The sequence below is a fragment of the Pontibacter sp. E15-1 genome, from assembly GCF_022601975.1.
Taxonomy (GTDB): Bacteria; Bacteroidota; Bacteroidia; order Cytophagales; family Hymenobacteraceae; genus Pontibacter.
Genome location: NZ_JAKVIR010000017.1, coordinates 90,673 through 112,384, shown reverse-complemented (window position 1 = coordinate 112,384; position 21,712 = coordinate 90,673). Strand labels below are relative to the sequence as shown.

Below are 21,712 nucleotides of genomic sequence, written 5' to 3'. Positions count from 1 at the left end.
CTGCCGGGGGCGTGAAGATACGCCGATTTAGCGGGATTCTAAAAAAATTAGCGTTTTAGCAAAACGTTGTACTTGGTGTTGTTGGTGGGGTCTACCTGCGTCAAGATCGTGAAGGCCTGCTGCTTCTGCGCCGGGGCTGCAGTCTTGAACATGTTCGTCAGCTCGTCTGCCTTCGCATCGAAGAACGCGCGCAGGATAGCGGCGTTGGGTTTCTGGCGCTGCAGGCGTTGCAGACTCTCTAAGAAGGTAAGCACAGTGCCGCGCGCTTCTTCCGGGTTCTCCGCCATACGGTCCAGCCCCAGGCGGTGCATGTTGTAGATGCCCTCGCGGTAGGGTATAAACTGTGGGTCCTGGAGGTTGTCGATCAGCCAATAGCGGTTCCGGTTCCCGTCAAACGCCTTCCAGCCCGGATAGCCCGCGCCCTGCGACGCGGCAATGTTCAGGATGCCCCTTGCCTTGTCGAACGACGGGGCCCCGCCCAAACGGCCAAAGCTGTCGTTGTCCATCCCCACAATCATGTAGGCATAAAAGGCCAGCATGGAGGAAAGGTTGGAGGTATAGTTGTTCTCGGCGAAATCGAGGGGCTGCGCCGTGGTGTAGCGGAAGGTCCAGTCTTTGTCGATAAAAGAGAAGAGCGTGGACTCGTAGGCGGTTCCGTAGGCTGGCCGCACCGACACCACCTGCACGTTTGCCTGAAAGGTGCCGATCTCGGGCATGTCCGTCAGGTTGATGAGGATACGGCACTTGATGCGCTCGTCGGGGCGGTAGGGCTGCTCGCTCCAACGGCGGTTGTTCATAAACTCGTAGATGCTGTTCTGCATGTCCGCGAACAGCTGCCGGTCCGTGTACTGTACTTGATCGCTGTTCACCACCACATCGCACTGCAGTTCCTGCGCCCTGGCCACCCAGGCCGTGCAAAGCAGCAGCAGCAATACAAATACGTTCTTAGCCATGTACTCGGTCCCAGATTAAGTTGATGATATCCTGCGCCACCGCTGTCTTCTTCTTCAAGTCGAAAGCCGTCGTCGCGTGTTGCTCCAGTATGGTGATCTTGTTGGTGTCGTGCCTGAAGCCAGCCCCCGGATCGTTCAGGGAGTTCAGCACGATCATGTCCAGGTTCTTCTTTTGCAGCTTTTCCAGGGCGTTGGCACTTTCGTCGTGCGTTTCGAGGGCAAAGCCCACCGAGAACTGCCCCGCCTTTTTGCGCTGGCCCAGGGCCGCTGCTATATCAACGTTCTTAACCAGTTCAATCGTCAGCTCGTTCCCGGATTTTTTGATTTTTCTGGCGGCGGCCGCTTTCGGCTTGTAGTCGGCCACGGCGGCGGCAAACACCAGGATGTCGGCAGCGTCCACCAGCTCAAGCACGGCCGCATACATTTCGTCGGCGGTGGTGACGTGCGTTACCGTGATGTTGGGGTGTTGTGCCTGTAGGTTGGTAGGCCCGGACACCAGTTGCACCGAGGCTCCGTGGGCAGCGAAGCACTCGGCCAGCGCATACCCCATTTTACCGGTCGAGTGATTGCCGATAAAACGAACCGGGTCAATCGGCTCGTGCGTGGGCCCCGCCGTCAGGAGTACGGTCTTGCCTTTAAACGATCTTTCCGTCACCGCTGAAGAAGTTCTGAAGTGCCTGTACTATTTCCTCGGGCTCGGCCATGCGCCCCTGGCCCACCAGTCCGCTGGCCAGTTCGCCGTAGCCCGCCTCGATGATGCGGTTGCCATACCCCCGCAGCTTCGTGAAGTTGCTCTGCACCGCCGGATGCTGGTACATATCCAGGTCCATGGCAGGGGCCACAAACACAGGGCAGCGAGCCGACAGGTATGTGGCCGCCAGCAGGTTGTCGCAGAGGCCGTTGGCGATTTTGGCCGCCGTGTTCGCGCTGGCCGGGGCAATCACGAGGGCATCGGCCCACAGGCCCATGTCCACGTGGTTGTTCCACACGCCGGTCTGATCCCGCACAAAATCGGTGAGCACGGGCCGCCTGGAGAGTGTGGCTAACGTGAGCGGGGTAATAAAAGCAGAAGCAGAAGTAGTCAGGATCACCTGAACTTCTGCTTCCGCTTTAACGAGTAAACGAACCAGCACGGCCGCCTTGTAGGCTGCGATGCTCCCGCAAACTCCCAATATGATTTTTTTGCCCTGCAGCATTCGCCTGCCTTACAGGGAGGTCTCCTCCTGCGTCTCTTCGTCCGGCGTTCTTACGTAAACCTTCTCTTCCAGGAACTCCTCAATGGCCAGGTTAGTGGGCTTTGGCAGGCGCTCATAGTACTTGGATATCTCGATCTGCTCGCGGTTCTCGAACACTTCCTCCAGGTTGTCGACGGTAGTGGCGAACTCCGCCAGTTTGGAGTTCAACTCTTCTTTCAGCTTCACTGAAATCTGGTTGGCTCTTTTAGAGATTACTGCCACAGACTTATACACGTTGCCGGTTTGCTCTGCAAAGTCGGCCATGTTGCGGGTAACGATAGATGATGAAACTATTGCCATATGTGTATTCTTTATGAATTCTCTTTGTTGTTTTTTCTGATTCGCGCCAGCTCGTTCCGTGTCTGGTCATAAAACTGCTCTGCATCGCGCTTATACCGACTTTCCGGGTATTGGTCCACGAAGCTCTGGAAATAGTCGATGGCCTGGTCAAAGCGCTCTTCCTGCTTGTTCAGCACACTTTCCATCGCAAACCGGTACTGCGACTCCAGTTTCAGGAAAGCAGCTTCCTCGCTATACGGGGAAGAGGCGTGCTCGCGCTGGAAATTATTGAACGCCACCACCGCCGAGCGCCAGTAGCGCAGCTGGTAGTATAAACGGGCCTGGTTAAACTCTTTCTTGTCCAGCTTTACATACAGCTCCTCGATGGTTTTGTTCGCCTCCTCCACATACGCGCTGGCCGGGTAGCGGGTCACAAACTCCTCAAAGGCCTGAATAGCCGTGATGGTCGGGGTCTGGTCTTCCTCGTAGCTGGGCGACTGCTGGTACAGCGACTTCGCCTGCATGTAGGTGGCCTCCTCAGCAAAGGGGCTGCGCGGATACGTGGTGAAGAACGTCCGGAAATACGCATCGCTCAGGATGTAGTTCCCCTGCTTGTAATGTGCCTGGGCCTGGATAAACTGGGCGTTCTCGGCTTTGTCTGTACCTGCCAGCAATGGCGCGATCTGGTCCAGGAGCTGCGAGGAACGGTAGTACTCCTCGTTCTCGTAATACTTGAGCGCTGCCTCGTATTTCTTGGTTACGTCGTTGCTCTTCAGAAGCTTCTGGAAGTTGCTACAGCCACTGGCAAGCAGCAACAGGCAGAAGAGTACTGCGGTATGTAAAAAGCCTTTATTCATGAACAGGCAAAATTATAGAATATCCGTATGATTTACAAAAATGAAATGGCAAACACGGCTTTATCCGCCGCATAGCTTAATTTTTATTTTTCAGGAAGCCCCTTTTGGGCTTTTTGGGGCTTGGGGCAGCCTCCTCTTTCGCTGGGGCTGGCTTTTTCCGGACCTCGGCGGTTGTGGCCGGGGCGGCCTTCACCTTCGGTGCCGGCGGCGTGGCGGCGGGCAAGGGCTTTTGGCTCAGCACCTGCTCCCGCGTGGGCCGCAGCTCTTCCATCCAGGCAAACCCCTCCAACTGCTTCTCCTCCTCCTTCAGCTCGTGGGGGGGTATAAAACTGGCATCGGGCTGCATCAGAAACGCAATCGTCTTCAATTTATTTTCCGCGAACTTCAGCACCATGTCGCTGCAAATGGCCTTGTTCATACCAGTCAGGATCGTATCGCCCTGCAAGGCATAGTACAGGCTTTCGCTGTTGCCATTCACATCCACGCGCCGCAGGTCGCCGCTCTGGAAAAAGGCGGTCATGTCGCGGCCCTTCACCTGATTGTGGTTCTTCAGCGTGTCTTGCGTCGCGATGAAGGCATTGCTGTAGAGGTACATCTTGTCGATGGTCTTGTTGCGCAACTCGATGTGGATCGTGTCGGACTCCATCTGGCTGTTGTCGCTCCACAGCACCGGCTGCACATTCAGGTGCATCACCGAGTCGGTGCGGTTATAGCTCAGCGAGTCGGCCTTCCCCTGCAAATCCGACTTGTAAATCCGGACGTTGGGGTAGGCAAACACCATGCTGGCGGAACCGGGTGCCTTGGCCTCGCGGGAGTACAGCGTGTCTGCCGCCATAAACAGGGTGTCTTTGTCCAGCTTGGTTTCCATCAGGGCGCGGCCGCCATACACCTTCGCTTCGCCCCTGTCGCGCCAGTAGCGGCCCACCTGGCCACGTATGGTCACGTCGTCCTTCAGCGAGCGCAGCGTTACGTTCTTCTCGGCGTAGCCATACCCTTTGTTCTGGTCATAGAATAGCTTGTCGCCGCCCAGCCGGTATTCTTTGGTCAGGATGTAGGCGTTGCGGCCAAAGTTGGAGATTTTGGTGAGCGTGTTGTAGATGCCCTCCTCCGCGTACAGATCGCCCTGCTGCCCTTTAATGATGGTGGGGCCCTGGAAGTATACCACCTTGCTCAGGGTGTTGTACCGCATGTTTTCGGAGGTGATGTTGTAGTCTTTGGTGGTGACGCGCACATTCTGCTGGAAGGTATACATCTTGGAGGTCACGTCGTAGGAGCCGATGCGGCTTTGCAGGCGGTTCTCCGGGTCCACGATCACGCCGCCCTCGGTGTATACCGCCGTTTTTGCATTCAGGTCATAGTCCAGGCTGGGCGTGGTCAGGGTCATGCGCGGGTCCCGCATCACCACGTTGCCGGTTATTTTAGAGGTTCGCTTGTTGCCGTCGTATATGGCGTGGTTGCCTGTAATGGTCACGGTGTCGGCCTGGTTGATGCGCACATTGCCGAAGGCCTCCAGCAAATCAGTTTCCTTGTAGCGGTATACCGAGTCGGCAGAGAGCGTAGTATCTTTCTGCTTGAACTGCACCTTGCCGTATAGCTTGTCGATCCGCTGCCCGTTAAAGACACCGCCCACCAGCGAGTCGGTGCCCGGCAGGAGCTGCACCTTGTCTGACTGCCCTTGCGGCAATGTAGGCTGCTGCCGTTGCTCCACCTTTGGCTTGGGCGGCTGGGGCGCTTGCTGCAGTTTTGGCTTGGGCGGCTGCGCTGGCCGCTCCTGCGCGAAAACCGCAAACCCAAGCAGGGTAAAGACAATAGAAAACAGTAGTTTTGTGAGCTTCATTTAGTATATGGATTCAAGACACAGGACGCAAGACATAAGATTTTGTAAAGAAAGAGCACATTGCCTGCCCTTTTTAAAACCTGCGGAAATACTCGCACACTCAGGTTTTACCACTTGTCTTGTGTCTTGTGTCTAATATCTTGTGTCTGATTGTAACTGTCAAAATTAGAAAAAAATTACCAGCCGCTGCCTTATGCTACAGAAAGTTTCAGCTTATATACACTCCCACAGCCTCTGCCAGCCGGAGAGCAGAATACTGGCTGCCGTGAGCGGCGGCATCGACTCTACCGTGCTCTGCGAGGTGCTGCACCAGCTTAAATACGATTTCGCGGTGGCCCACTGCAATTTCGGGTTGCGCGCCGAGGAGGCCGAGGCCGACCAACTGTTCGTCAAAAAGCTGGCCAAGAAGTATAACGTGCCGTTTTATACCGAGAACTTTAACACGCGCGCCTTTGCCGGGCAGGAGAAACTCTCGACGCAGATGGCTGCCCGCACCCTGCGCTACCAGTGGTTCGAGGCCGTGCGCCAGCAGGAAGGGTATGACTATATCGCCACGGCCCACCATAGCAACGACACAACCGAGACCATATTGCTGCACCTGACCAAGGGCACCGGCATTGCGGGGCTACACGGCATCCCGCCGAAGAACGGCCACATCATCCGCCCGCTGCTCTCCATCACTAAAGACGATATCTATGATTTCGTGACGTCGGAGAAGATCGTCTGGCGCGAGGACAGCTCGAACGAAACCACCAAGTACCAGCGCAACAAGATCCGGCACGAGGTTATACCCGTCCTGAAAGAGATCAACCCGAGCCTGGAGGAGACCATGCAGCACACGGCAGAACGCGTGAGCCATGCCGAGGCCATTGTGGCGAGTTATATAGATAACCTGCGGGCGCAAAGCATAAAGGAGGCCGAGGACGCCGTGTACATCTCGCTGGTGCCCCTGCAAAATGCCATCGGCCTGCCTGTGGTGCTGCACGAGCTGCTGCGGCCCTACAACTTCAGCTATACCGTGGTGCTGGAACTGGCAGAGGCGCTGGACGGTATCTCGGGCAAGCAGTTCGACTCCCCTACCCATACCCTGGTGAAGGACCGCGAGCAACTCGTTATCACGCCCCGAAACATGAGCAGTTTCGGCAGCGTCAGCATACACGACGGCGACACCAGTGCCAAAGCGGGCAACGCCTCCTTCGTGATCCGGTACGTGGATGCGGCCAGCTATGAACTGAACACCAAACCGCACGTGGCAGCCCTCGACGCAGACCAGCTGAAGTTCCCGCTGAAGCTGCGCACCTGGCAGGAAGGCGACTGGTTTGTGCCATTGGGTATGAACGGCAAGAAAAAAATCAGCGATTTACTTATCGACAAGAAAGTGCCAGCCAACCTGAAGCCCCAAGTACTGGTGCTCGTGTCGGAGCAGTCTATCGCCTGGGTGGTGGGCCACCGCCCCGACAACCGCTTTAAAGTAACCGACAAGACCGAGCGGGTGATGGAAATTACGATGCAGCGGAATGCTTAATTCGTAGCACGACACACGTATCTCGACACACGACACACGATAATAGTCGTGATACGTGTGTCGTGTGTCGTGTTTCTCGAAAGTCGTGCTACGAAACCGATACTTCGGGCGAAAAGCGCAATTAATGGAATAACTTTATAAATTTACTGCAAGTAACAGAATCTCAAACCAAATTAAAGCATATCCGAAATGAAAGTAACTGTAGTTGGAGCAGGCAACGTGGGCGCAACATGCGCCGATGTGCTGGCTTACCGCGAAATCGCGAACGAAGTAGTTTTAGTGGATATTAAAGAAGGTTTTGCTGAGGGCAAGGCGCTTGATATCTGGCAGAAAGCACCGATCAACTTATATGATACCCGCACGGTGGGTGTCACCAACGACTATTCCCGCACCGCCGACTCTGACGTGGTGGTGATTACTTCCGGCTTGCCGCGCAAGCCCGGCATGACCCGCGACGACCTGATCTCTACCAATGCGGGCATCGTGAAGTCTGTAACCGAGAACATCGTAAAATATTCACCGAACACGATCATCATCGTGGTTTCTAACCCGCTGGATGTGATGACCTACGCCGCGCATATGACCTCCAAGTTCCCACGCAACCGCGTGATGGGTATGGCTGGCATCCTGGACACGGGGCGCTACCGCGCATTCCTGGCAGAGGAGCTGAACGTGTCTCCGAAAGACATCCAGGCGGTGCTGATGGGCGGCCACGGCGATACCATGGTGCCACTTCCGCGTTACACCACGGTGGGCGGTATACCTGTAACTGAGCTGATTGCTGAAGACAAACTGAACGCCATTATCGAGCGCACCAAGTCTGGCGGCGGCGAGCTGGTGAAACTGATGGGCACTTCTGCCTGGTATGCACCGGGTGCTGCAGCGGCACAAATGGTGGAGGCCATCGTGCGCGACCAGCGCCGTGTGTTCCCGGTTTGCGTGAAGCTGGAAGGCGAGTACGGCATTGACGGGGTATACCTGGGCGTGCCGGTAATCCTGGGCAAGAACGGTATCGAGAAAGTGATCGAGCTGCAACTCAACGACGAGGAGAAGCAACTGCTGGAGACATCCCGCGGCCACGTGAAAGAAGTGATGGACGCGCTGGACAACATGTCTGCCAAAGCCTAAATCCCCGGATTCCATATATAAAAGCAGAAGCGGCGCTCTCTTTCGGGAGCGCCGCTTCTGCTTTTATATATTCCTGAGCCTAAGTATAATGACAGCATCAGTTGACTATATCCACACATTTAAAGTAGCACCTAATTTTTCTAAATTATGTGCTTAAACCGGTAAAGTCTTGTGTCTTATGTCTTGATACTTGTGTCCTTTTACTGAGATACTTGTGTCCTTTTAGTTTATCCTGGCACATCCAGCCACTCATGGGGGTTCCAGAGGACGGGCCTTGCGCCCACGGGTTTGTAGACCATCTTGAGGTCATCCACTTGGGCCAGGGTCAGGAGGCGCTCGCCCAGCAGCAGGTGCCATTGCGCGGCCCTGGCCAGTACATCGAGCAGTTCCTGCCCGAGCTCTTTCTCCACTGCGTCGAGGTGGTGCAGCACCAGCACCAGGCCCTTTCCGGTGATATCCGCTTCTTTCAGCCTGTCGCCCAGTTCCTTAAAACTGCCGCTTTCCTGTAACCGCAGCCTCTGCGCCACGTCTGTGCGCAACGCTTGCTCACCTGCCCAGGCAGTGCAGTCAAACTCAATCACTCGGTAGCGCTCTCCCCGAAACCAGGCAATGTCGAGCAGCAGAAACTCTTTGCGCAGGTACAGGCAGGCATACCCGTTCTGCAGAATCATCCAATCCAGTCGTTGCCACTCCTCGGGTGTGTTCCGGAAAACAACCATCTTGTGTGTGTTTAGTCTTTCTGACTCGCCTGAAATAGCTTTTGTTTCTCCTCTTTTGAGAGGCTCTCATACCCGGAGCTGGAAATCTTGTCCAGAATGCGGTCGATCTCGCTTTGGTCGGGCTTGCCGCTTGCACCATTGGATGCCCCGTTTGCTCTTGGCATAGACGGAGCGCCCCCCGGGCGGCGGTGTGTCACTTTCAGATGGGGCCTGCGCTTGAACAGGTTTGTGAAGAAGTCGAGGATGGCATGTATGGGGCGCCCCAGGTCGGTGCCGCGCTGCAACTGCTTGATGTAGACCCAACCCAGAACCGCGCCGCCGATGTGCGCGATGTTGCCGCCCGCATTGTCGCCCACGGCCCCCGAGATAGAGAGCAGTACCAGAAACGCGGCGATGTACTTGATTCGGATCGGCCCGATCAGGATGAGGTTGAAGGCGAAGTTGGGCAGCAGCGTGGCGGCCCCCACCACAATGGCCAGCACACTGGCTGAAGCGCCGATCATCATCGAGAAGGCGGCGCGATCCGCAAAATAGGGTATAAAGTTATAGCTCAGCAGGTAGAGCACCCCACCCGTGATACCGCCCAGTATGTATAAGCTCAGCAGCTTTTTCTCGCCCAGGTACTCGCGCACTAGCTGCCCGAACCAGTAAAGGTTCAGCATGTTAAAGATGATGTGCAGAAAGCCCTCGTGGGTGAAGAAATACGTGATCAGCGTCCAGGGCCGGGTGATAAAGGTAGTAGGGTATGAGTTGAGCGCCATGTACTGCATGATGAGGGCATATATACCCGAGGCGCCTGTTAAGTACAAGATGGTGCGCGTTAAGATCAGCGCCACAAACACAATGATGTTGATCAGGATAAGCTGTTTCAACGTGTTGTTGGGCTGCCGGAAGGCGTACTTTATGTCTTCGATGATGCTCATTATGCTCTAAAAGTTATCCTGATAGTCTTTCCGCTGCCACATTTTTACCAGTATATACGCGAACAGCATGCCTCCAAGGTGCGCAAAGTGTGCTACGTTATCGCCGGGTGTCCGGTTGAAGCCCGAGTATAATTCATACGCGCCGTAAAACAGCACGAAGTACTTGGCCTTGATGGGCACAGGCAGGAAAAGCAGCATTAGCTCTAAGTTAGGAAAGAGCATGCCAAATGCCATAAGTATCGCAAAAATTGCCCCGGAGGCACCCACTAACGGACTGTTGTACACGGCACGGTATACCTTGGTCACCATCTCGCGGCTGGCCTCTATGTAATCCGGGTTTTCGGGGTTGCGCAGGTAGGCCACGGCAAGCTCCCGGCCGGCGCCTGGCCCGTAGTGCTCATCCATATAGTTGTTAAAGGCAACCGGGCTGGGGTTTTCTATATAGGTCGCCGTTTCCTCCTCCAGGCCATTCAGCTCATAGGCCCGCACACCCGAGTAGAGCAAACTCGCCCCAAGTCCCGTGATGAGGTAAAACGCCAGCAGGCGCTGCGGCCCCCAGAAGCGCTCCAGCATCGGCCCGAAGATGAACAAGCTGAACATGTTGCTGAACAAGTGCCCCCAGCTGCCGTGCATGAACATGTGCGAGAACAGCTGCACCGGCTTGAAATAATCTGAGCCGAAGTAATGCAGCGCAAAGTCCTCCATGCTGACGATGCCACTATTTTGCAATAAAAAGATAACCACGTTGATGATCAGGAGATTCCGGACCATGGGGGTGATATTGAACATGCGATTTTATATTTAAAGAAAATCCGGCCTTCCTTATTATCTGAAGCCGGTACTTAGGTTATATATAGATTCAGGAGCGAACACTAAAAAGCTGACCAAAACAGGCATACTACGCCTCTACCGCCCGAGCCGCCTTTTGCTGCTGTCAATAGCATGCCCCAATGCAAAAATTTGACAAGCAACCACACTCAGCCTTTCTGAAACAGATCGTGCAGCTGGCTAAGCTCCATGATCACAAGCGTTTTCTGCCCTCCCGGCGCATAGTTGGGCACTTGGCACGCAAAAAGCTTGTCTACGAGAGAATTCATCTCCAGGTCCGACATGCGCGACAGCGACCGCGAGGCCATGCGCCGGGCCATGGCTCGGGCCAGGTTCTCCCGCTTATCAAGCTTCAGGGTGGCCAGATTGTTTTTATACTGCTCTATCAATTCCTCCAGCAGCTCTTTTTCATTGGCCGCATGCACATCGGCCGGTATACCGTTCAGGATGATGGCGTTGCCGCCGAAGTCCTCAAACAAAAAGCCCATGTCCTTGAACTCTGCCGCCAGCTCATGCATCAGCGCGGCGTCGGCTGGCGAGAGCTGCAGCGTCTGCGGGAAGAGCAGCGCCTGCGAGGCCCCGGTCTTCTTCTGGAGCGAGGCGCTGTATTTCTCATACAGGATGCGCTCCTGCGCCGCCTGCTGGTCGATGATCATCACCCCGGACTTGACCTGCACCAACAGGTACTTCTGGTGAATCTGGATGGCTTTGTTAGATGAGGCCGCGGGCACATCCGTCGCCGCGAACACATCGTCGAGCAGGCCCATGCCTGAGCTGGCGGAGGTGGTATGGCTCTCTGCCATTGGCTGCTCCCGCAGGGGTTCGTACAGCTGCTCCCAGCCTTTGGAGGTGGCCCTGCGCGACGTGGCGGGCGGCGAGAACCCCGGAAAGGCGCTGCCGCTATCGCCCCGGGCTTTGCTGTCGGGGTCAAACTCATTGTAGCCGCCCTGCACCCGGATGGGCTGCAGCGGGGCAAAGTTCACGTCGCCCTCAAAGTCAAGGGACGGGGCAATGTTATAGGTGCCGAGCGCCTTCCGGACGGCGGCGTGCACAATGGCATACACCGTTTTCTCGTCCTCGAACTTAATCTCGGTTTTGGTGGGGTGCACGTTTATGTCGATCTTGCCGGGCTCCAGCTCAATAAACAGCACGTAAAAGGGGTAGTTTTCTTTAGGTACCAAGCCCTCGAAGGCGGTCATCACGGCGTGGTTCAGGTAGCCGCTCTTCACAAAGCGGTTGTTCACGAAGAAAAACTGCTCGCCGCGCGCCTTTCTGGCGTGCTCCGGCTTGCCGATGTAGCCCTTCACCGTCAGGAAAGTGGTATCCTCCTCGCAATAGGCCATCTGCTCCTTGTAGTTGCTCCCGAAGATGCTGACGATGCGCTGGCTCAGCTTGCCGGGCACCAGGTTGAACACCTCGGTATCGTTGTGGTGCAGCGTGAAAGCCACCTCGGGGTAGGCCAGCGCCACCCGCTGAAACTCATCCAGGATATGGCGCATCTCCACGGCGTTGCTCTTCAGGAAGTTGCGGCGGGCGGGCACGTTGTAGAACAGGTTCTTCACCGCGATGGACGTGCCGGGCGAAACCGCCACCGGCTCCTGCAGCACAATCCCCGAGCCCTCCACCAGCAGCTTTGTGCCCGTGTCGGCGTGGTGGGTCTTGGTCTTGAGTTCTACCTGCGCCACCGCCCCGATGGAGGCCATGGCCTCGCCCCGGAAGCCCATCGTCCGGATGCGGAACAGGTCTTCGGTGGAACTGATTTTGGAAGTGGCGTGCCGCTCGAAGCACATGCGGGCGTCTGTCTCCGACATGCCGCTGCCGTTGTCTACCACCTGCACCAGTTGCTTGCCCGCCTCCTTCACAATCACCTGGACACTGGAGGCCCCTGCATCAACGGCGTTTTCGAGCAGTTCCTTCACCACTGAGGCGGGGCGCTGCACTACCTCGCCAGCGGCAATCTGGTTGGCCAGGAAGTCGGGCAGTAAGTGTATGATGTCAGGCATCCGGCTTTTTTTAGTCCTTTATTTATATATAGATTTTTTTTACTCACAACCAGCCGTTTCAGGAGTTCCCGGCTGCATTTTTGCACTCACTAAATATGTAAAACAGAACTTATTCAGAATCAAATTTATTATTAATTTACAGACCGATTTTCAGGTGGGGTTGGAAAACATCCGACAACAGGCGCTTTTCCCTTGGCCAAACCAAAGCTGGAGAAGCATGCGTCGGTACGGGGCGGGTGGCGTTAGCACGTTTAGGCTACACTTGGGGCCACACCCGCTTGCAGGCAGGCAGCAGCAGGCTTCGTTTCCCGGTTATGTCCGATCGAAAGAAACTACGGCGTCACTGCTGAAATTAGTCTGCTTTCTGAACCGCCTTTTGCAAAATTAGGCTTAATTTTGACTTGTTCCAATTATATAACAGCAGTATAGAATGTTGAAGGGTTTTAGTTTGGGGTTGTTGACACTTATTTTTCTCTGCATGGGGCCATTGATGTCTTTAAAGTCATCGGAGGAAGTGGTCGTGAATGCGAAAGAGAGAAGTTGGGTTGATAGCGTGATGACCACCCTTTCGCCGGAGCAGCGCATCGGCCAGCTGTTTATGGTGGCCGCCTATTCCAACAAAGACGAAAAGCACTTCCGGAGGATAGACGCGCTGGTAGACCGCTACGGCATCGGGGGGCTGATGTTTATGCAGGGCGGACCGGTGCGGCAGGCAGTGCTCACCAACCGCTTCCAGCACGGGGCGAAGGTGCCCCTGCTTATTGCCATGGATGCCGAGTGGGGCCTGGACATGCGCCTGGACAGCAGCATGCACTTCGCCCGCCAGATGACGCTGGGCGCCCTCGACGACGACAAGTACATTTACCTGATGGGCCGTGAGATTGCCCTGAAGATGAAGCGCCTGGGCGTGAACGTGAGTTTCTCGCCCGTGATGGACGTGAACGTGAACCCCGCCAACCCTGTGATCGGCAGCCGCTCGTTCGGGGAGTCGAAGGAAGAAGTGACGCGCCGCGGCGTCGCCTACATCCGGGGCCTGCAGGACCACGGCGTGATTGCGGTGGCCAAGCACTTCCCCGGCCACGGCGACACCGACACCGACTCGCATTACGCGCTGCCCATTGTCTCGCACAACGTGAAGCGCCTGACCGATGTCGAGCTATACCCCTTCAAGAAGTCCTTCGAAGCCGGCGTGATGGGCGTGATGGTGGCGCATTTATACATGCCCAGCATTGATACCACGCGCAATCTGGCCTCAACCCTTTCGCCTGCCCTGGTCACAGGCCTGCTAAAAGACAAGATGAAGTATAGGGGGCTGATTTTTACCGATGCCCTGAACATGAAAGGCGTGAGCAGCTACTACAAGCCCGGCGAGGTGGACCTGAAGGCCCTGCTTGCCGGCAACGACGTGCTGCTTTTCCCGGAGGATGTGCCTACAGCCGTGAACTACATTAAAGGCGCCATTGCGGCGGGGCAACTGAAGCAGGAAGAGGTAGACCAGCGGGTGCGCAAAATCCTGCACGCCAAGTACTGGGCCGGGCTCAACTACTATAAGCCGGTGTCTTTAACCAATTTGGAGCAGGAGATCGACAGGCCCCTCAGCAATGTGGTGCAGGAGCAACTATATGAGCACTCTGTAACCGTGGTCCGCAACCAGGGCAACCTCCTCCCTTTCCGCAACCTCGACACCTTGAGCATCGCCTCGGTGGCCATTGGTGCCCCGGCCGGCAACGTGTTCCAGGAAACGCTCGGCAACTACGCCCCCATCAGCAAATTCAGCATCCCGGACCGCTTCGCCCCGGACTCCGCGTTCACTAAGGTCATCACCAAACTAAAGGACAACGACCTGGTGGTAGTGAGCATCCACAACATGAACTTCACGCCTACCAAGGATTTTGGGATTGGCGTGGGCACGCGGGCCTTTATCCAGTACCTACAGGAGCGCACCAACAAAAAGGTGGTGGTGGTGGTGATGGGCAACGCCTACAGCCTCAAATTTTTTGACAAAAGCAAATGGCTGGTGTGCGGCTACGAAGACAACCCGGTGGCACAGGAACTGGTGCCGCAAATGCTGTTCGGAGCCCGTGCGGCGGGAGGCAAGCTGCCGGTAACCGCCTCTACCAGCATCAAATCCGGTATGGGCCTCACTACCCCGGCCATTGGCCGCCTGAAGTACGGGGCACCCGAAAGCGTGGGTATGGACTCGCAGGTGCTGAAGCAGATAGACAACATCGCCCTAGAGGCCATTGCCTACGCCGCCACCCCAGGTGCCCAGGTGCTGGTGGTGAAAGACGGTACCGTGATCTTCGACAAGTCGTATGGCCACTATACCTACGAAAAGGAAAAGCCCGTGACCAACAACACCGTGTACGACGTGGCCTCGATTACCAAGGTGGCGGCCACGCTGCAGGCCATCATGTTCCTGAAAGACCAGGGCAAAATAAGCCTCGATGCCAAGGTGTCGGCTTATCTGCCGGAGCTTAGGGGCACCAACAAGGAGGGCATCCTGATGCGCGACGTGCTGACGCACCAGGCGGGCCTGCTGCCCGTGTTGCCGCACTGGCAAAAGACGCTGGCCACTATGCAGACAAAGCAGATGTACTACGCCAGCATCCGGACCGACTCATACCCCAACGAGGTAATACCGGGCTTCTATTCCATCAAAACGATGGAGGACTCGCTGTGGACCTGGACCGTAAAATCGAAAATGCTGCCGCGCAGCAAGAGCGGAAAGGGGTATGACTATAAGTACAGCGACCTTGATTTCTACGTGCTGAAGCGCGTGGCCGAAAAGATGCTGAACCAGCCGCTCGACGAGTTTATGGACCAGAACTTTTACGCCCCGCTGGGCCTGAGCACCATGACCTACAAGCCGTTGCTCAAGCACTCCCGCGACGTGATTGCGCCGACAGAGGACGACCGCTATTTCCGGCACAACCTGATTTGGGGCAGCGTGCACGACCAGGGGGCAGCCATGCTGGGCGGCGTGGCCGGCCACGCGGGCCTGTTCTCCAACGCCAACGACCTGGCCATCCTGCTGCAGATGAACCTGCAGAACGGGAAATACGGCGGCCAGGATTACTTTAACACCAACGTGGTGACGGAGTTCTCGAGACGGCAGTCGACGAACAGCCGCCGCGGCATTGGCTGGGACAAACCGGAGCCGGAAGGCAACGGCCCCACCTCCGACCTAGCCCCGATGAGTACCTTCGGGCACACCGGTTTCACGGGCACGGGCGCGTGGGTAGACCCCGAGAACAAACTCATTTACATCTTCCTGTCCAACAGGGTTTTCCCGGACGCAGGCAACAACAAGCTGGTAACCTACAACATCAGGACCCGCATACATGATGTCGTTTATAAGGCCATCATACCTAAAACATAATCTTCAATTGGTAGTTTAGCAGGTGCAGCAACGTCGGTTCGCTGCACTTTTGTTTTTATTCAGCAAGCACAATGAAAATCGGTATAGTTTGTTACCCAACCTTCGGGGGTAGCGGTGTAGTGGCCACGGAACTCGGAAAGGCGCTGGCGCTGAAAGGCCATAAGGTGCACTTCATCACCTACAGCCAGCCTGCGCGCCTCGATATATTTAACGAGAACCTTTTTTACCACGAGGTATACATCCCCTCATACCCGCTGTTCCAGTACCCGCCCTACGAGCTGGCCCTGGCCAGCAAAATGGTGGACATCGTGCGGTTCGAAAAGCTTGACCTGCTGCACGTGCACTACGCCATCCCGCATGCCTCGGCGGCGTTTATGGCCAAGCAGATTCTGCGCACCAAGGGCATCAACATCCCGATTATCACCACCCTGCACGGAACGGATATTACGCTGGTGGGCAAGGATGCCTCCTTTGAGCCGGTGGTCACGTTCAGCATCAACCAGTCTGATGGGGTTACCGCCGTTTCTGACAGCCTCCGCACCGAGACGTATGAGTACTTCCCGATAGAGAAGGAAATTGAGGTGATTCCGAACTTCATCAACCTCGAAAAGTTCAAGCGCCAGAAAAAAGAGCACTTCCGGATGGCCATCAGCCCGAACAACGAGAAGCTGGTGGTCCATACCTCCAACTTCAGGGCCGTGAAGCGGCTGGATGATGTGATCCGCATTTTTGCCAAGATCCGGCAGCATGTCTCCAGCAAGCTGCTTTTGGTGGGCGATGGCCCCGACCGCCCCAAGATGGAGAAACTCTGCCGTGAGCTGAATATCTGCAGCGATGTCCGCTTTCTGGGCAAGATGGATGCGGTGGAGGAAGTGCTGTCTATCGCGGACCTGTTCCTGATGCCCTCCGAGAAAGAGAGCTTTGGCCTGGCTGCCCTGGAGGCCATGGCGTGCGAGGTGCCTGTGGTGTCGACCAACGCAGGGGGTATACCCGAGCTGAATATCGACGGCGTAACCGGATTCACGAGCCCTGTGGGCGCAATCGACGACATGGTTAAGAACTCGCTTTACATTCTGGACGACGAGAACCTGCCGCGCTTTAAGGCAAATGCCCTGCACCAGGCAACCAATTTTGACATTAATAAAATAGTGCCGCTTTACGAGAATTTTTACCAAAAAATAATCTACGAGCAGCCAGCTTTGCTATAATCATATAATTTATACCCCTTTTTGATGAAAAAGAACCGGCGCACTATATGTTACCGGTTCTTTTTTGTTTATTTTGGCTGCTTCATTCCAGAGGCTGCACTTTCCAGCGAAAGCCCGGCCCTATTTTTTTATTTTTAGACATGAACAAGGACAAATATTTCATCATTGATTTCGACAGCACATTCACCAAAGTAGAGGCCCTCGACGAACTGGGCGAGTTGTCGTTGGAGGGAGACCCGGACAAAGAGCGCGTACTGCAACAGATAAAAGCGCTGACAGACAGTGCCATGGACGGAAAAAGCTCCTTTACTGACGGCCTCCGCAAGCGGCTGGCCCTGCTTAAAGCACACCAGAAGCACCTTCCGCAACTCGTAAACCGCCTGCAGGACAAAGTATCGGAGTCGGTGCGCCGGAACAAGGAATTTCTGACCGAGTACTCTGACCAGATCTTCATCGTATCCAGTGGCTTTAAGGAGTTTATCACGCCCATCGTGATGGAGTATGGTATAAAAGAGGAGAACATTTACGCCAACACGTTTACCCTGGACGACAACGGCAACATTGTCGGGTTTGACGAGGAGAACGTGCTGAGCCTGGACAAGGGCAAGATTAAACTGCTGGAGCAGCTGGCTTTGTCGGGCGACGTGTATGTGATTGGCGACGGTTATACCGACTACGAGATAAAGGAAGCCGGGCTTGCCAACAAGTTCTATGCCTTTACCGAGAACGTGGTGCGCGACAGCGTGGTGGCCAAGGCCGAGCACATCGCCCCTAGCCTTGATGAGTTCCTGTACCAGAACAAACTACCAATGGCGATCTCATACCCCAAAAACAGAATCAGCGTGCTGCTGCTTGAGAATATCCACCCAAGAGCGGTGGAGATGTTCCGGCACGAGGGCTACCAGGTGGAAACCATCGCCGGTGCCCTGAGCGAGGAAGAGCTTTGCGAGAAGATCCAGAACGTATCGATACTGGGTATCCGCAGCAAAACGCACGTAACGCGCAAAGTGCTGGAGCACGCCAACCGCCTGATGAGCGTGGGCGCGTTCTGCATCGGCACCAACCAGATCGACCTGGATGCCTGCCTGGAGGCCGGTATCACCGTGTTTAACGCCCCGTACAGCAATACCCGCAGCGTGGTGGAGATGGCCATCGGCGAGATCATCATGCTGAGCCGCGGCATCGTGGACAAGAGCAACAAAATGCACGAGGCCACCTGGGACAAGTCGGCCACAGGCAGCTTTGAGGTGCGCGACAAGAAACTGGGCATTGTGGGCTACGGCAACATCGGCGCACAGCTGTCGGTGCTAGCCGAGGCGATGGGTATGGTGGTATACTACTACGACGTGGTGGAGAAACTGCAACTGGGCAACGCCCGCAAATGCGACACCCTGAAAGAACTGCTGGAAAAAGCTGACTTTGTGACGCTACACGTTGACGGTCGCCCGGACAACAAGAACATCTTCGGGGCCGAGGAGTTTGCCGCCATGAAGCCGGGGGCTATTTTCCTGAACCTGAGCCGCGGCCATGTGGTGGAAATTTCCGCGCTGGTAGAGAGCCTGAAGTCAGGGAAGCTGCGCGGTGCCGCTGTGGATGTGTTCCCGCAGGAGCCAGCCACTAACAGCGAGCCGTTCGTGAGCGAGCTGCGCGGCCTGCCCAACGTGATCCTGACGCCGCACATCGGCGGCAGCACCTCCGAGGCGCAGGTGAACATCGCCAACTTCGTTCCGAACCGCATCATGGACTACATCAACTCGGGCAACACCTACCAGAGCGTGAACTTCCCGAACATCCAGCTGCCGGAGCTGAAGAACGCGCACCGCCTCATCCATATCCACGAGAACGTGCCGGGCGTGCTGGCCAACATCAACAGCGTGCTTGCTCAGAACCAGGTGAACATCCTGGGCCAGTACCTCAAAACGAACGAGCATGTTGGCTATGTGATTACCGACATCGACAAAAAGTACGACAAGCAACTGGTGAACGACATGCGCGGCATTCAGCATACCATCAAATTCCGGATGCTGTACTAACACATTGATGAGATCTCCGAGCGTTGCTCCCCCTTAAAGCAACGCTCGGAAAACTCGTCGCTTTTATTCTGAAAAGAACTGACACCTTTGCGCGTAGGTATAAAAGCACCTGCTTTAGCATAAGAAGAACATGAACAACAAGATATACTTCACCCCGGGGCCATCGGAGCTATACCCTACCGTGCCGCAGCACATGCAAACGGCGCTCGAGGAGAAAATCGGCAGCATCTCGCACCGCAGTAAGCAGTTTCAGGATATTTTTGCGCATGCTGTAGCCGGGTTGCGCCAGCTGCTGCAACTGCCGGACAACTATGAGGTGCTCTTCCTGGCATCGGCCACCGAGATTTGGGAACGCGCCATCCAGAACAATGTAAAGCAGGAGAGCTTCCACCTCGTGAACGGCTCTTTTTCTGACAGGTTCTTTGAGACGGCGCAGGAACTGGGGCGTACGGCACAGCAGCACAAAGCGCCTTTTAGCCAGGGGTTTGATGTGGAAGCCATCCGTGTGCCTGAAACCGCAGAACTCGTGGCCCTGATCCACAACGAGACCAGCTCGGGCGCTTGCATGCCGGTGCAGGACATTAACCGGTTCCGGGAAAAGGCTTCTCCGGAGGCACTCATTTACGTGGATGCCGTTTCGTCGCTCCCGAACCCCGCTTTCGACTATGACAAAGTGGATGCCGTGTACTTTTCGGTGCAGAAGTGCTTTGGCTTGCCCGCTGGTTTGGGGGTATGGCTCGTAAACGAGCGCTGCATCGCCAAAGCCGAGGCCCTGGCTGCCGACGGGCAGGTAATCGGCTCATACCACAGCCTGCCAGCCATACTGAGCAAAGCGAAAGTCAACCAAACCGTGGAGACACCGAACGTGCTGGACATTTACCTGCTCGGCAATGTGCTGGAGGATATGAATAGCAAAGGTGTCGCCACGATCCGGGAGGAGACGGAGGCCAAGGCCGCGCAGGTATACCAGTACCTCACGCAAAGCAAGATTTTCACGCCAGCGGTCGAGAACCCAGCGCACCGCTCCCCTACCACAATTGTAGCCAACACCACGGTGCCAGCTTCTGAAGTGAACAAGCAACTGGCGGCGTTTGATATGGCTGTGGGCAGTGGCTACGGCAAACACAAGGAAACCCAGATCCGCATCGCCAACTTCCCGGCGCACAGCCCAGCGCTAATGGAGGCACTGGTTGCCAAGCTGCAGGAACTTTTCGGATAAAAATTTCCAGCTGTTAAAATGCCATTGGGTTAAAGATTAGAGAAGCAGCTTCTCAATCTTCAACCCAATGGCATTTTACTTTCTAACGCTCTGTCTCCCCAACTTTTTAACTTAGAGTATGTTTAAATTTCGTTTTTGGAAGCGAAAATTATTCAGGAAGGGTTCTGGCGAAGCGTTTTTTGAGCCGCATAGCAGCGCTATGGGGTGATAAAAAGGCGAAGTCAGGTTCCTTTATGAACAATTTGCAGCCCAAAAGATGAATTTTAAATATGCTCTTAAAACACCTGCCCAATTTCCTGCTTCACATAGGTCAGGGCACGGGCGGTGGGGTCTTGTTCGGTACTGAGCACGTTTTCGAGGATGCGCTTGGCCAGTTCCGTGCCGCGTGCGTTTTCGGGCAGCTCGTGGTAGGTTTTGTTAATCAGGGCTGCCACGTCTTCCCGGGCGTGCTTCACCTGCTGCCAGGCCTGCTCGGTCATATAGACCTGCTGCGACAGGTTATGGTCAAACTCGTTGCGGATCTCGGAGAGCAGCACGCGGTGGTACTCGGCCGCCGTCTGGCCCGCGCTGCCTACGCGCAGCAGCATGCTGCTGGGTGTGATGCGCTCGAGCAGCAGCACAACGCGCTCATACGCCTGCAGCCGGATCGGCAACACCACTTCCGCGTTCTTCTGCCGCAGCTCCAGCAGCCGCACCTTATAGTCCCGCTCGTAATGCTTTTTTACCAGGGCATACATGGCCAGCGCCACAATTATGGCTGGCAAGGCGATCTTCAGGAGGTCTATAATAAGAATAAGAAACTCGTTCATAGGGCTTTCGGTTGAAAGGCTAAATATCGCAAAAAATTAACGGAAGACACATGAATCATTCAGCCTGTTTGCCTGTTAAGAAGTACGACAGACGAACCAGTGCACATGTTTCAGGAGAATTGTGTATGTTTGTGACTACAAATTAAAGCGTTAACACTATGGCAACAGCAACTAAGACTGCACCTATAACCTTGACTGAAAAGGCCTTGCAAGAGGCGAAGAATATAATGCAAGAGAAGAATGTTCCGGGAGAGTACGGTTTGCGCGTAGGCGTGCAAGGCGGCGGCTGTTCGGGCATGTCATACCTGTTGGGTTTCGATAAACCAAAGGATTCTGACGAGACCTATGATATCGACGGCCTGACGCTGATCATGGACAAGAAACACGGCATGTATGTGATGGGTATGGAAGTCGATTTCCAGGATGGCCTGAACGCACGCGGCTTCACGTTCAGCAACCCCCAGGCCAAAAGCACCTGCGGTTGCGGCAGCTCGTTCTCTTCATAATCCGATTTATTTAGTTTTTAACAGGAAAGCCCGGCCATATGGCCGGGCTTTCCTGTTAAAAATACGTTTGTAGAGCCGCAAAATTTTGCGGCTCTACTGTTTCAAATGTTTTAAAATAATCCCTCCAGACACTCACAGGAGTTGCGCACGCTGTGAGGTCTTTGGCTTGCGTCGTTCTGGGCCTGCATACCTCTACCAGGCCGTATGTTTCTAACCCGAGGATACAGAAAAGCCAGTACCTTAGGCACTGGCTTTTTCTACTTCACAT

18 protein-coding genes are annotated in these 21,712 nt (G+C 55.4%); 7 read left to right on the top strand and 11 right to left on the bottom strand.

Features of this window, described 5'->3' with window-relative positions; all coding sequences use genetic code 11:
* Positions 1-47 precede the first annotated feature (47 nt).
* From MKJ04_RS13340 to MKJ04_RS13320, 6 genes are all read right to left on the bottom strand, one after another.
* The gene (locus MKJ04_RS13340) at positions 48-953 is read right to left on the bottom strand and encodes a DUF4835 family protein (protein ID WP_241642147.1); all 906 of its coding nucleotides are present in this window, start codon (positions 951-953) and stop codon (positions 48-50) included.
* Positions 946-1,608: a bifunctional phosphopantothenoylcysteine decarboxylase/phosphopantothenate--cysteine ligase CoaBC gene (coaBC, locus tag MKJ04_RS22875; RefSeq protein ID WP_317246717.1), complete on the bottom strand. Its 663-nt coding sequence runs from the start codon at positions 1,606-1,608 to the stop codon at positions 946-948. The genes MKJ04_RS13340 and coaBC overlap by 8 nt, the downstream gene beginning before the upstream one ends.
* Positions 1,589-2,149 (bottom strand): flavoprotein, encoded by a 561-nt coding sequence (locus MKJ04_RS22870; protein WP_317246716.1) that lies wholly within the window; start codon positions 2,147-2,149, stop codon positions 1,589-1,591. The genes coaBC and MKJ04_RS22870 overlap by 20 nt, the downstream gene beginning before the upstream one ends.
* A gap of 9 nt (positions 2,150-2,158) precedes the next feature.
* On the bottom strand, positions 2,159-2,488 hold the full coding sequence (locus MKJ04_RS13330; RefSeq protein ID WP_241642146.1) for a DNA-directed RNA polymerase subunit omega: 330 nt from the start codon (positions 2,486-2,488) through the stop codon (positions 2,159-2,161).
* A gap of 11 nt (positions 2,489-2,499) precedes the next feature.
* A complete protein-coding gene (locus tag MKJ04_RS13325) occupies positions 2,500-3,324 on the bottom strand; it encodes an outer membrane protein assembly factor BamD (protein ID WP_241642145.1) in 825 nt (274 codons plus the stop codon).
* A gap of 76 nt (positions 3,325-3,400) precedes the next feature.
* On the bottom strand, positions 3,401-5,161 hold the full coding sequence (locus MKJ04_RS13320; RefSeq protein WP_241642144.1) for an OstA-like protein: 1,761 nt from the start codon (positions 5,159-5,161) through the stop codon (positions 3,401-3,403).
* A gap of 193 nt (positions 5,162-5,354) precedes the next feature.
* Here MKJ04_RS13320 and tilS point away from each other — a divergent pair, with 193 nt between their 5' ends.
* Both tilS and mdh read left to right on the top strand, forming a co-directional pair.
* A complete protein-coding gene (gene tilS / locus MKJ04_RS13315) occupies positions 5,355-6,686 on the top strand; it encodes a tRNA lysidine(34) synthetase TilS (protein WP_241642143.1) in 1,332 nt (443 codons plus the stop codon).
* A 189-nt stretch (positions 6,687-6,875) separates the two neighbouring features.
* On the top strand, positions 6,876-7,814 hold the full coding sequence (gene mdh / locus MKJ04_RS13310) for a malate dehydrogenase (RefSeq protein ID WP_241642142.1): 939 nt from the start codon (positions 6,876-6,878) through the stop codon (positions 7,812-7,814).
* A gap of 227 nt (positions 7,815-8,041) precedes the next feature.
* Here the strand turns inward: mdh and MKJ04_RS13305 are convergent, their stop codons facing one another.
* The 4 genes from MKJ04_RS13305 to mutL form a co-directional block, all read right to left on the bottom strand.
* The gene (locus MKJ04_RS13305) at positions 8,042-8,533 is read right to left on the bottom strand and encodes a hypothetical protein (RefSeq protein ID WP_241642141.1); all 492 of its coding nucleotides are present in this window, start codon (positions 8,531-8,533) and stop codon (positions 8,042-8,044) included.
* An 11-nt stretch (positions 8,534-8,544) separates the two neighbouring features.
* Positions 8,545-9,456, bottom strand: a complete 912-nt coding sequence (locus tag MKJ04_RS13300; protein WP_241642140.1) for a rhomboid family protein — start codon at positions 9,454-9,456, stop codon at positions 8,545-8,547.
* 6 nt (positions 9,457-9,462) lie between these two features.
* On the bottom strand, positions 9,463-10,245 hold the full coding sequence (locus tag MKJ04_RS13295) for a rhomboid family intramembrane serine protease (protein ID WP_241642139.1): 783 nt from the start codon (positions 10,243-10,245) through the stop codon (positions 9,463-9,465).
* A gap of 188 nt (positions 10,246-10,433) precedes the next feature.
* The gene (gene mutL / locus MKJ04_RS13290; protein ID WP_241642138.1) at positions 10,434-12,287 is read right to left on the bottom strand and encodes a DNA mismatch repair endonuclease MutL; all 1,854 of its coding nucleotides are present in this window, start codon (positions 12,285-12,287) and stop codon (positions 10,434-10,436) included.
* 478 nt (positions 12,288-12,765) lie between these two features.
* Between mutL and MKJ04_RS13285 the strand changes: the two genes are divergently transcribed.
* The 4 genes from MKJ04_RS13285 to MKJ04_RS13270 all read left to right on the top strand — a co-directional run bounded on the left by MKJ04_RS13285 (position 12,766) and on the right by MKJ04_RS13270 (position 20,129).
* Positions 12,766-15,669: a glycoside hydrolase family 3 N-terminal domain-containing protein gene (locus tag MKJ04_RS13285; protein WP_241642137.1), complete on the top strand. Its 2,904-nt coding sequence runs from the start codon at positions 12,766-12,768 to the stop codon at positions 15,667-15,669.
* A gap of 71 nt (positions 15,670-15,740) precedes the next feature.
* Positions 15,741-16,877 (top strand): N-acetyl-alpha-D-glucosaminyl L-malate synthase BshA, encoded by a 1,137-nt coding sequence (gene bshA / locus MKJ04_RS13280; RefSeq protein ID WP_241642136.1) that lies wholly within the window; start codon positions 15,741-15,743, stop codon positions 16,875-16,877.
* A 140-nt stretch (positions 16,878-17,017) separates the two neighbouring features.
* The gene (gene serA, locus MKJ04_RS13275) at positions 17,018-18,910 is read left to right on the top strand and encodes a phosphoglycerate dehydrogenase (RefSeq protein WP_241642135.1); all 1,893 of its coding nucleotides are present in this window, start codon (positions 17,018-17,020) and stop codon (positions 18,908-18,910) included.
* 130 nt (positions 18,911-19,040) lie between these two features.
* The gene (locus tag MKJ04_RS13270) at positions 19,041-20,129 is read left to right on the top strand and encodes an aminotransferase class V-fold PLP-dependent enzyme (protein WP_241642134.1); all 1,089 of its coding nucleotides are present in this window, start codon (positions 19,041-19,043) and stop codon (positions 20,127-20,129) included.
* A 275-nt stretch (positions 20,130-20,404) separates the two neighbouring features.
* On the opposite strand, the gene MKJ04_RS13265 is transcribed toward MKJ04_RS13270, so the two are convergent.
* A complete protein-coding gene (locus MKJ04_RS13265) occupies positions 20,405-20,938 on the bottom strand; it encodes a hypothetical protein (RefSeq protein ID WP_241642133.1) in 534 nt (177 codons plus the stop codon).
* A gap of 158 nt (positions 20,939-21,096) precedes the next feature.
* On the opposite strand from MKJ04_RS13265, the gene MKJ04_RS13260 reads away from it, so the two are divergent.
* Entirely contained in the window at positions 21,097-21,444 is a 348-nt protein-coding gene (locus tag MKJ04_RS13260; protein ID WP_241642132.1) for a HesB/IscA family protein, read from the top strand.
* Positions 21,445-21,712: the final 268 nt, after the last annotated feature.

What these genes read in the sequence shown, in the direction of transcription:
- MKJ04_RS13285 (WP_241642137.1), top strand. Translation starts at nt 12,766, where the DNA reads ATGGGGCCATTGATGTCTTTAAAGTCATCGGAGGAAGTGGTCGTGAAT.
- MKJ04_RS13295 (WP_241642139.1), bottom strand. Translation starts at nt 10,245, where the DNA reads ATGTTCAATATCACCCCCATGGTCCGGAATCTCCTGATCATCAACGTG.
- MKJ04_RS13300 (WP_241642140.1), bottom strand. Translation starts at nt 9,456, where the DNA reads ATGAGCATCATCGAAGACATAAAGTACGCCTTCCGGCAGCCCAACAAC.
- MKJ04_RS13330 (WP_241642146.1), bottom strand. Translation starts at nt 2,488, where the DNA reads ATGGCAATAGTTTCATCATCTATCGTTACCCGCAACATGGCCGACTTT.
- MKJ04_RS22870 (WP_317246716.1), bottom strand. Translation starts at nt 2,149, where the DNA reads ATGCTGCAGGGCAAAAAAATCATATTGGGAGTTTGCGGGAGCATCGCA.
- mutL (WP_241642138.1), bottom strand. Translation starts at nt 12,287, where the DNA reads ATGCCTGACATCATACACTTACTGCCCGACTTCCTGGCCAACCAGATT.
- serA (WP_241642135.1), top strand. Translation starts at nt 17,018, where the DNA reads ATGAACAAGGACAAATATTTCATCATTGATTTCGACAGCACATTCACC.
- mdh (WP_241642142.1), top strand. Translation starts at nt 6,876, where the DNA reads ATGAAAGTAACTGTAGTTGGAGCAGGCAACGTGGGCGCAACATGCGCC.
- MKJ04_RS13320 (WP_241642144.1), bottom strand. Translation starts at nt 5,161, where the DNA reads ATGAAGCTCACAAAACTACTGTTTTCTATTGTCTTTACCCTGCTTGGG.
- MKJ04_RS13340 (WP_241642147.1), bottom strand. Translation starts at nt 953, where the DNA reads ATGGCTAAGAACGTATTTGTATTGCTGCTGCTGCTTTGCACGGCCTGG.
- bshA (WP_241642136.1), top strand. Translation starts at nt 15,741, where the DNA reads ATGAAAATCGGTATAGTTTGTTACCCAACCTTCGGGGGTAGCGGTGTA.
- MKJ04_RS13325 (WP_241642145.1), bottom strand. Translation starts at nt 3,324, where the DNA reads ATGAATAAAGGCTTTTTACATACCGCAGTACTCTTCTGCCTGTTGCTG.
- MKJ04_RS13260 (WP_241642132.1), top strand. Translation starts at nt 21,097, where the DNA reads ATGGCAACAGCAACTAAGACTGCACCTATAACCTTGACTGAAAAGGCC.
- tilS (WP_241642143.1), top strand. Translation starts at nt 5,355, where the DNA reads ATGCTACAGAAAGTTTCAGCTTATATACACTCCCACAGCCTCTGCCAG.
- MKJ04_RS13265 (WP_241642133.1), bottom strand. Translation starts at nt 20,938, where the DNA reads ATGAACGAGTTTCTTATTCTTATTATAGACCTCCTGAAGATCGCCTTG.
- MKJ04_RS13270 (WP_241642134.1), top strand. Translation starts at nt 19,041, where the DNA reads ATGAACAACAAGATATACTTCACCCCGGGGCCATCGGAGCTATACCCT.
- MKJ04_RS13305 (WP_241642141.1), bottom strand. Translation starts at nt 8,533, where the DNA reads ATGGTTGTTTTCCGGAACACACCCGAGGAGTGGCAACGACTGGATTGG.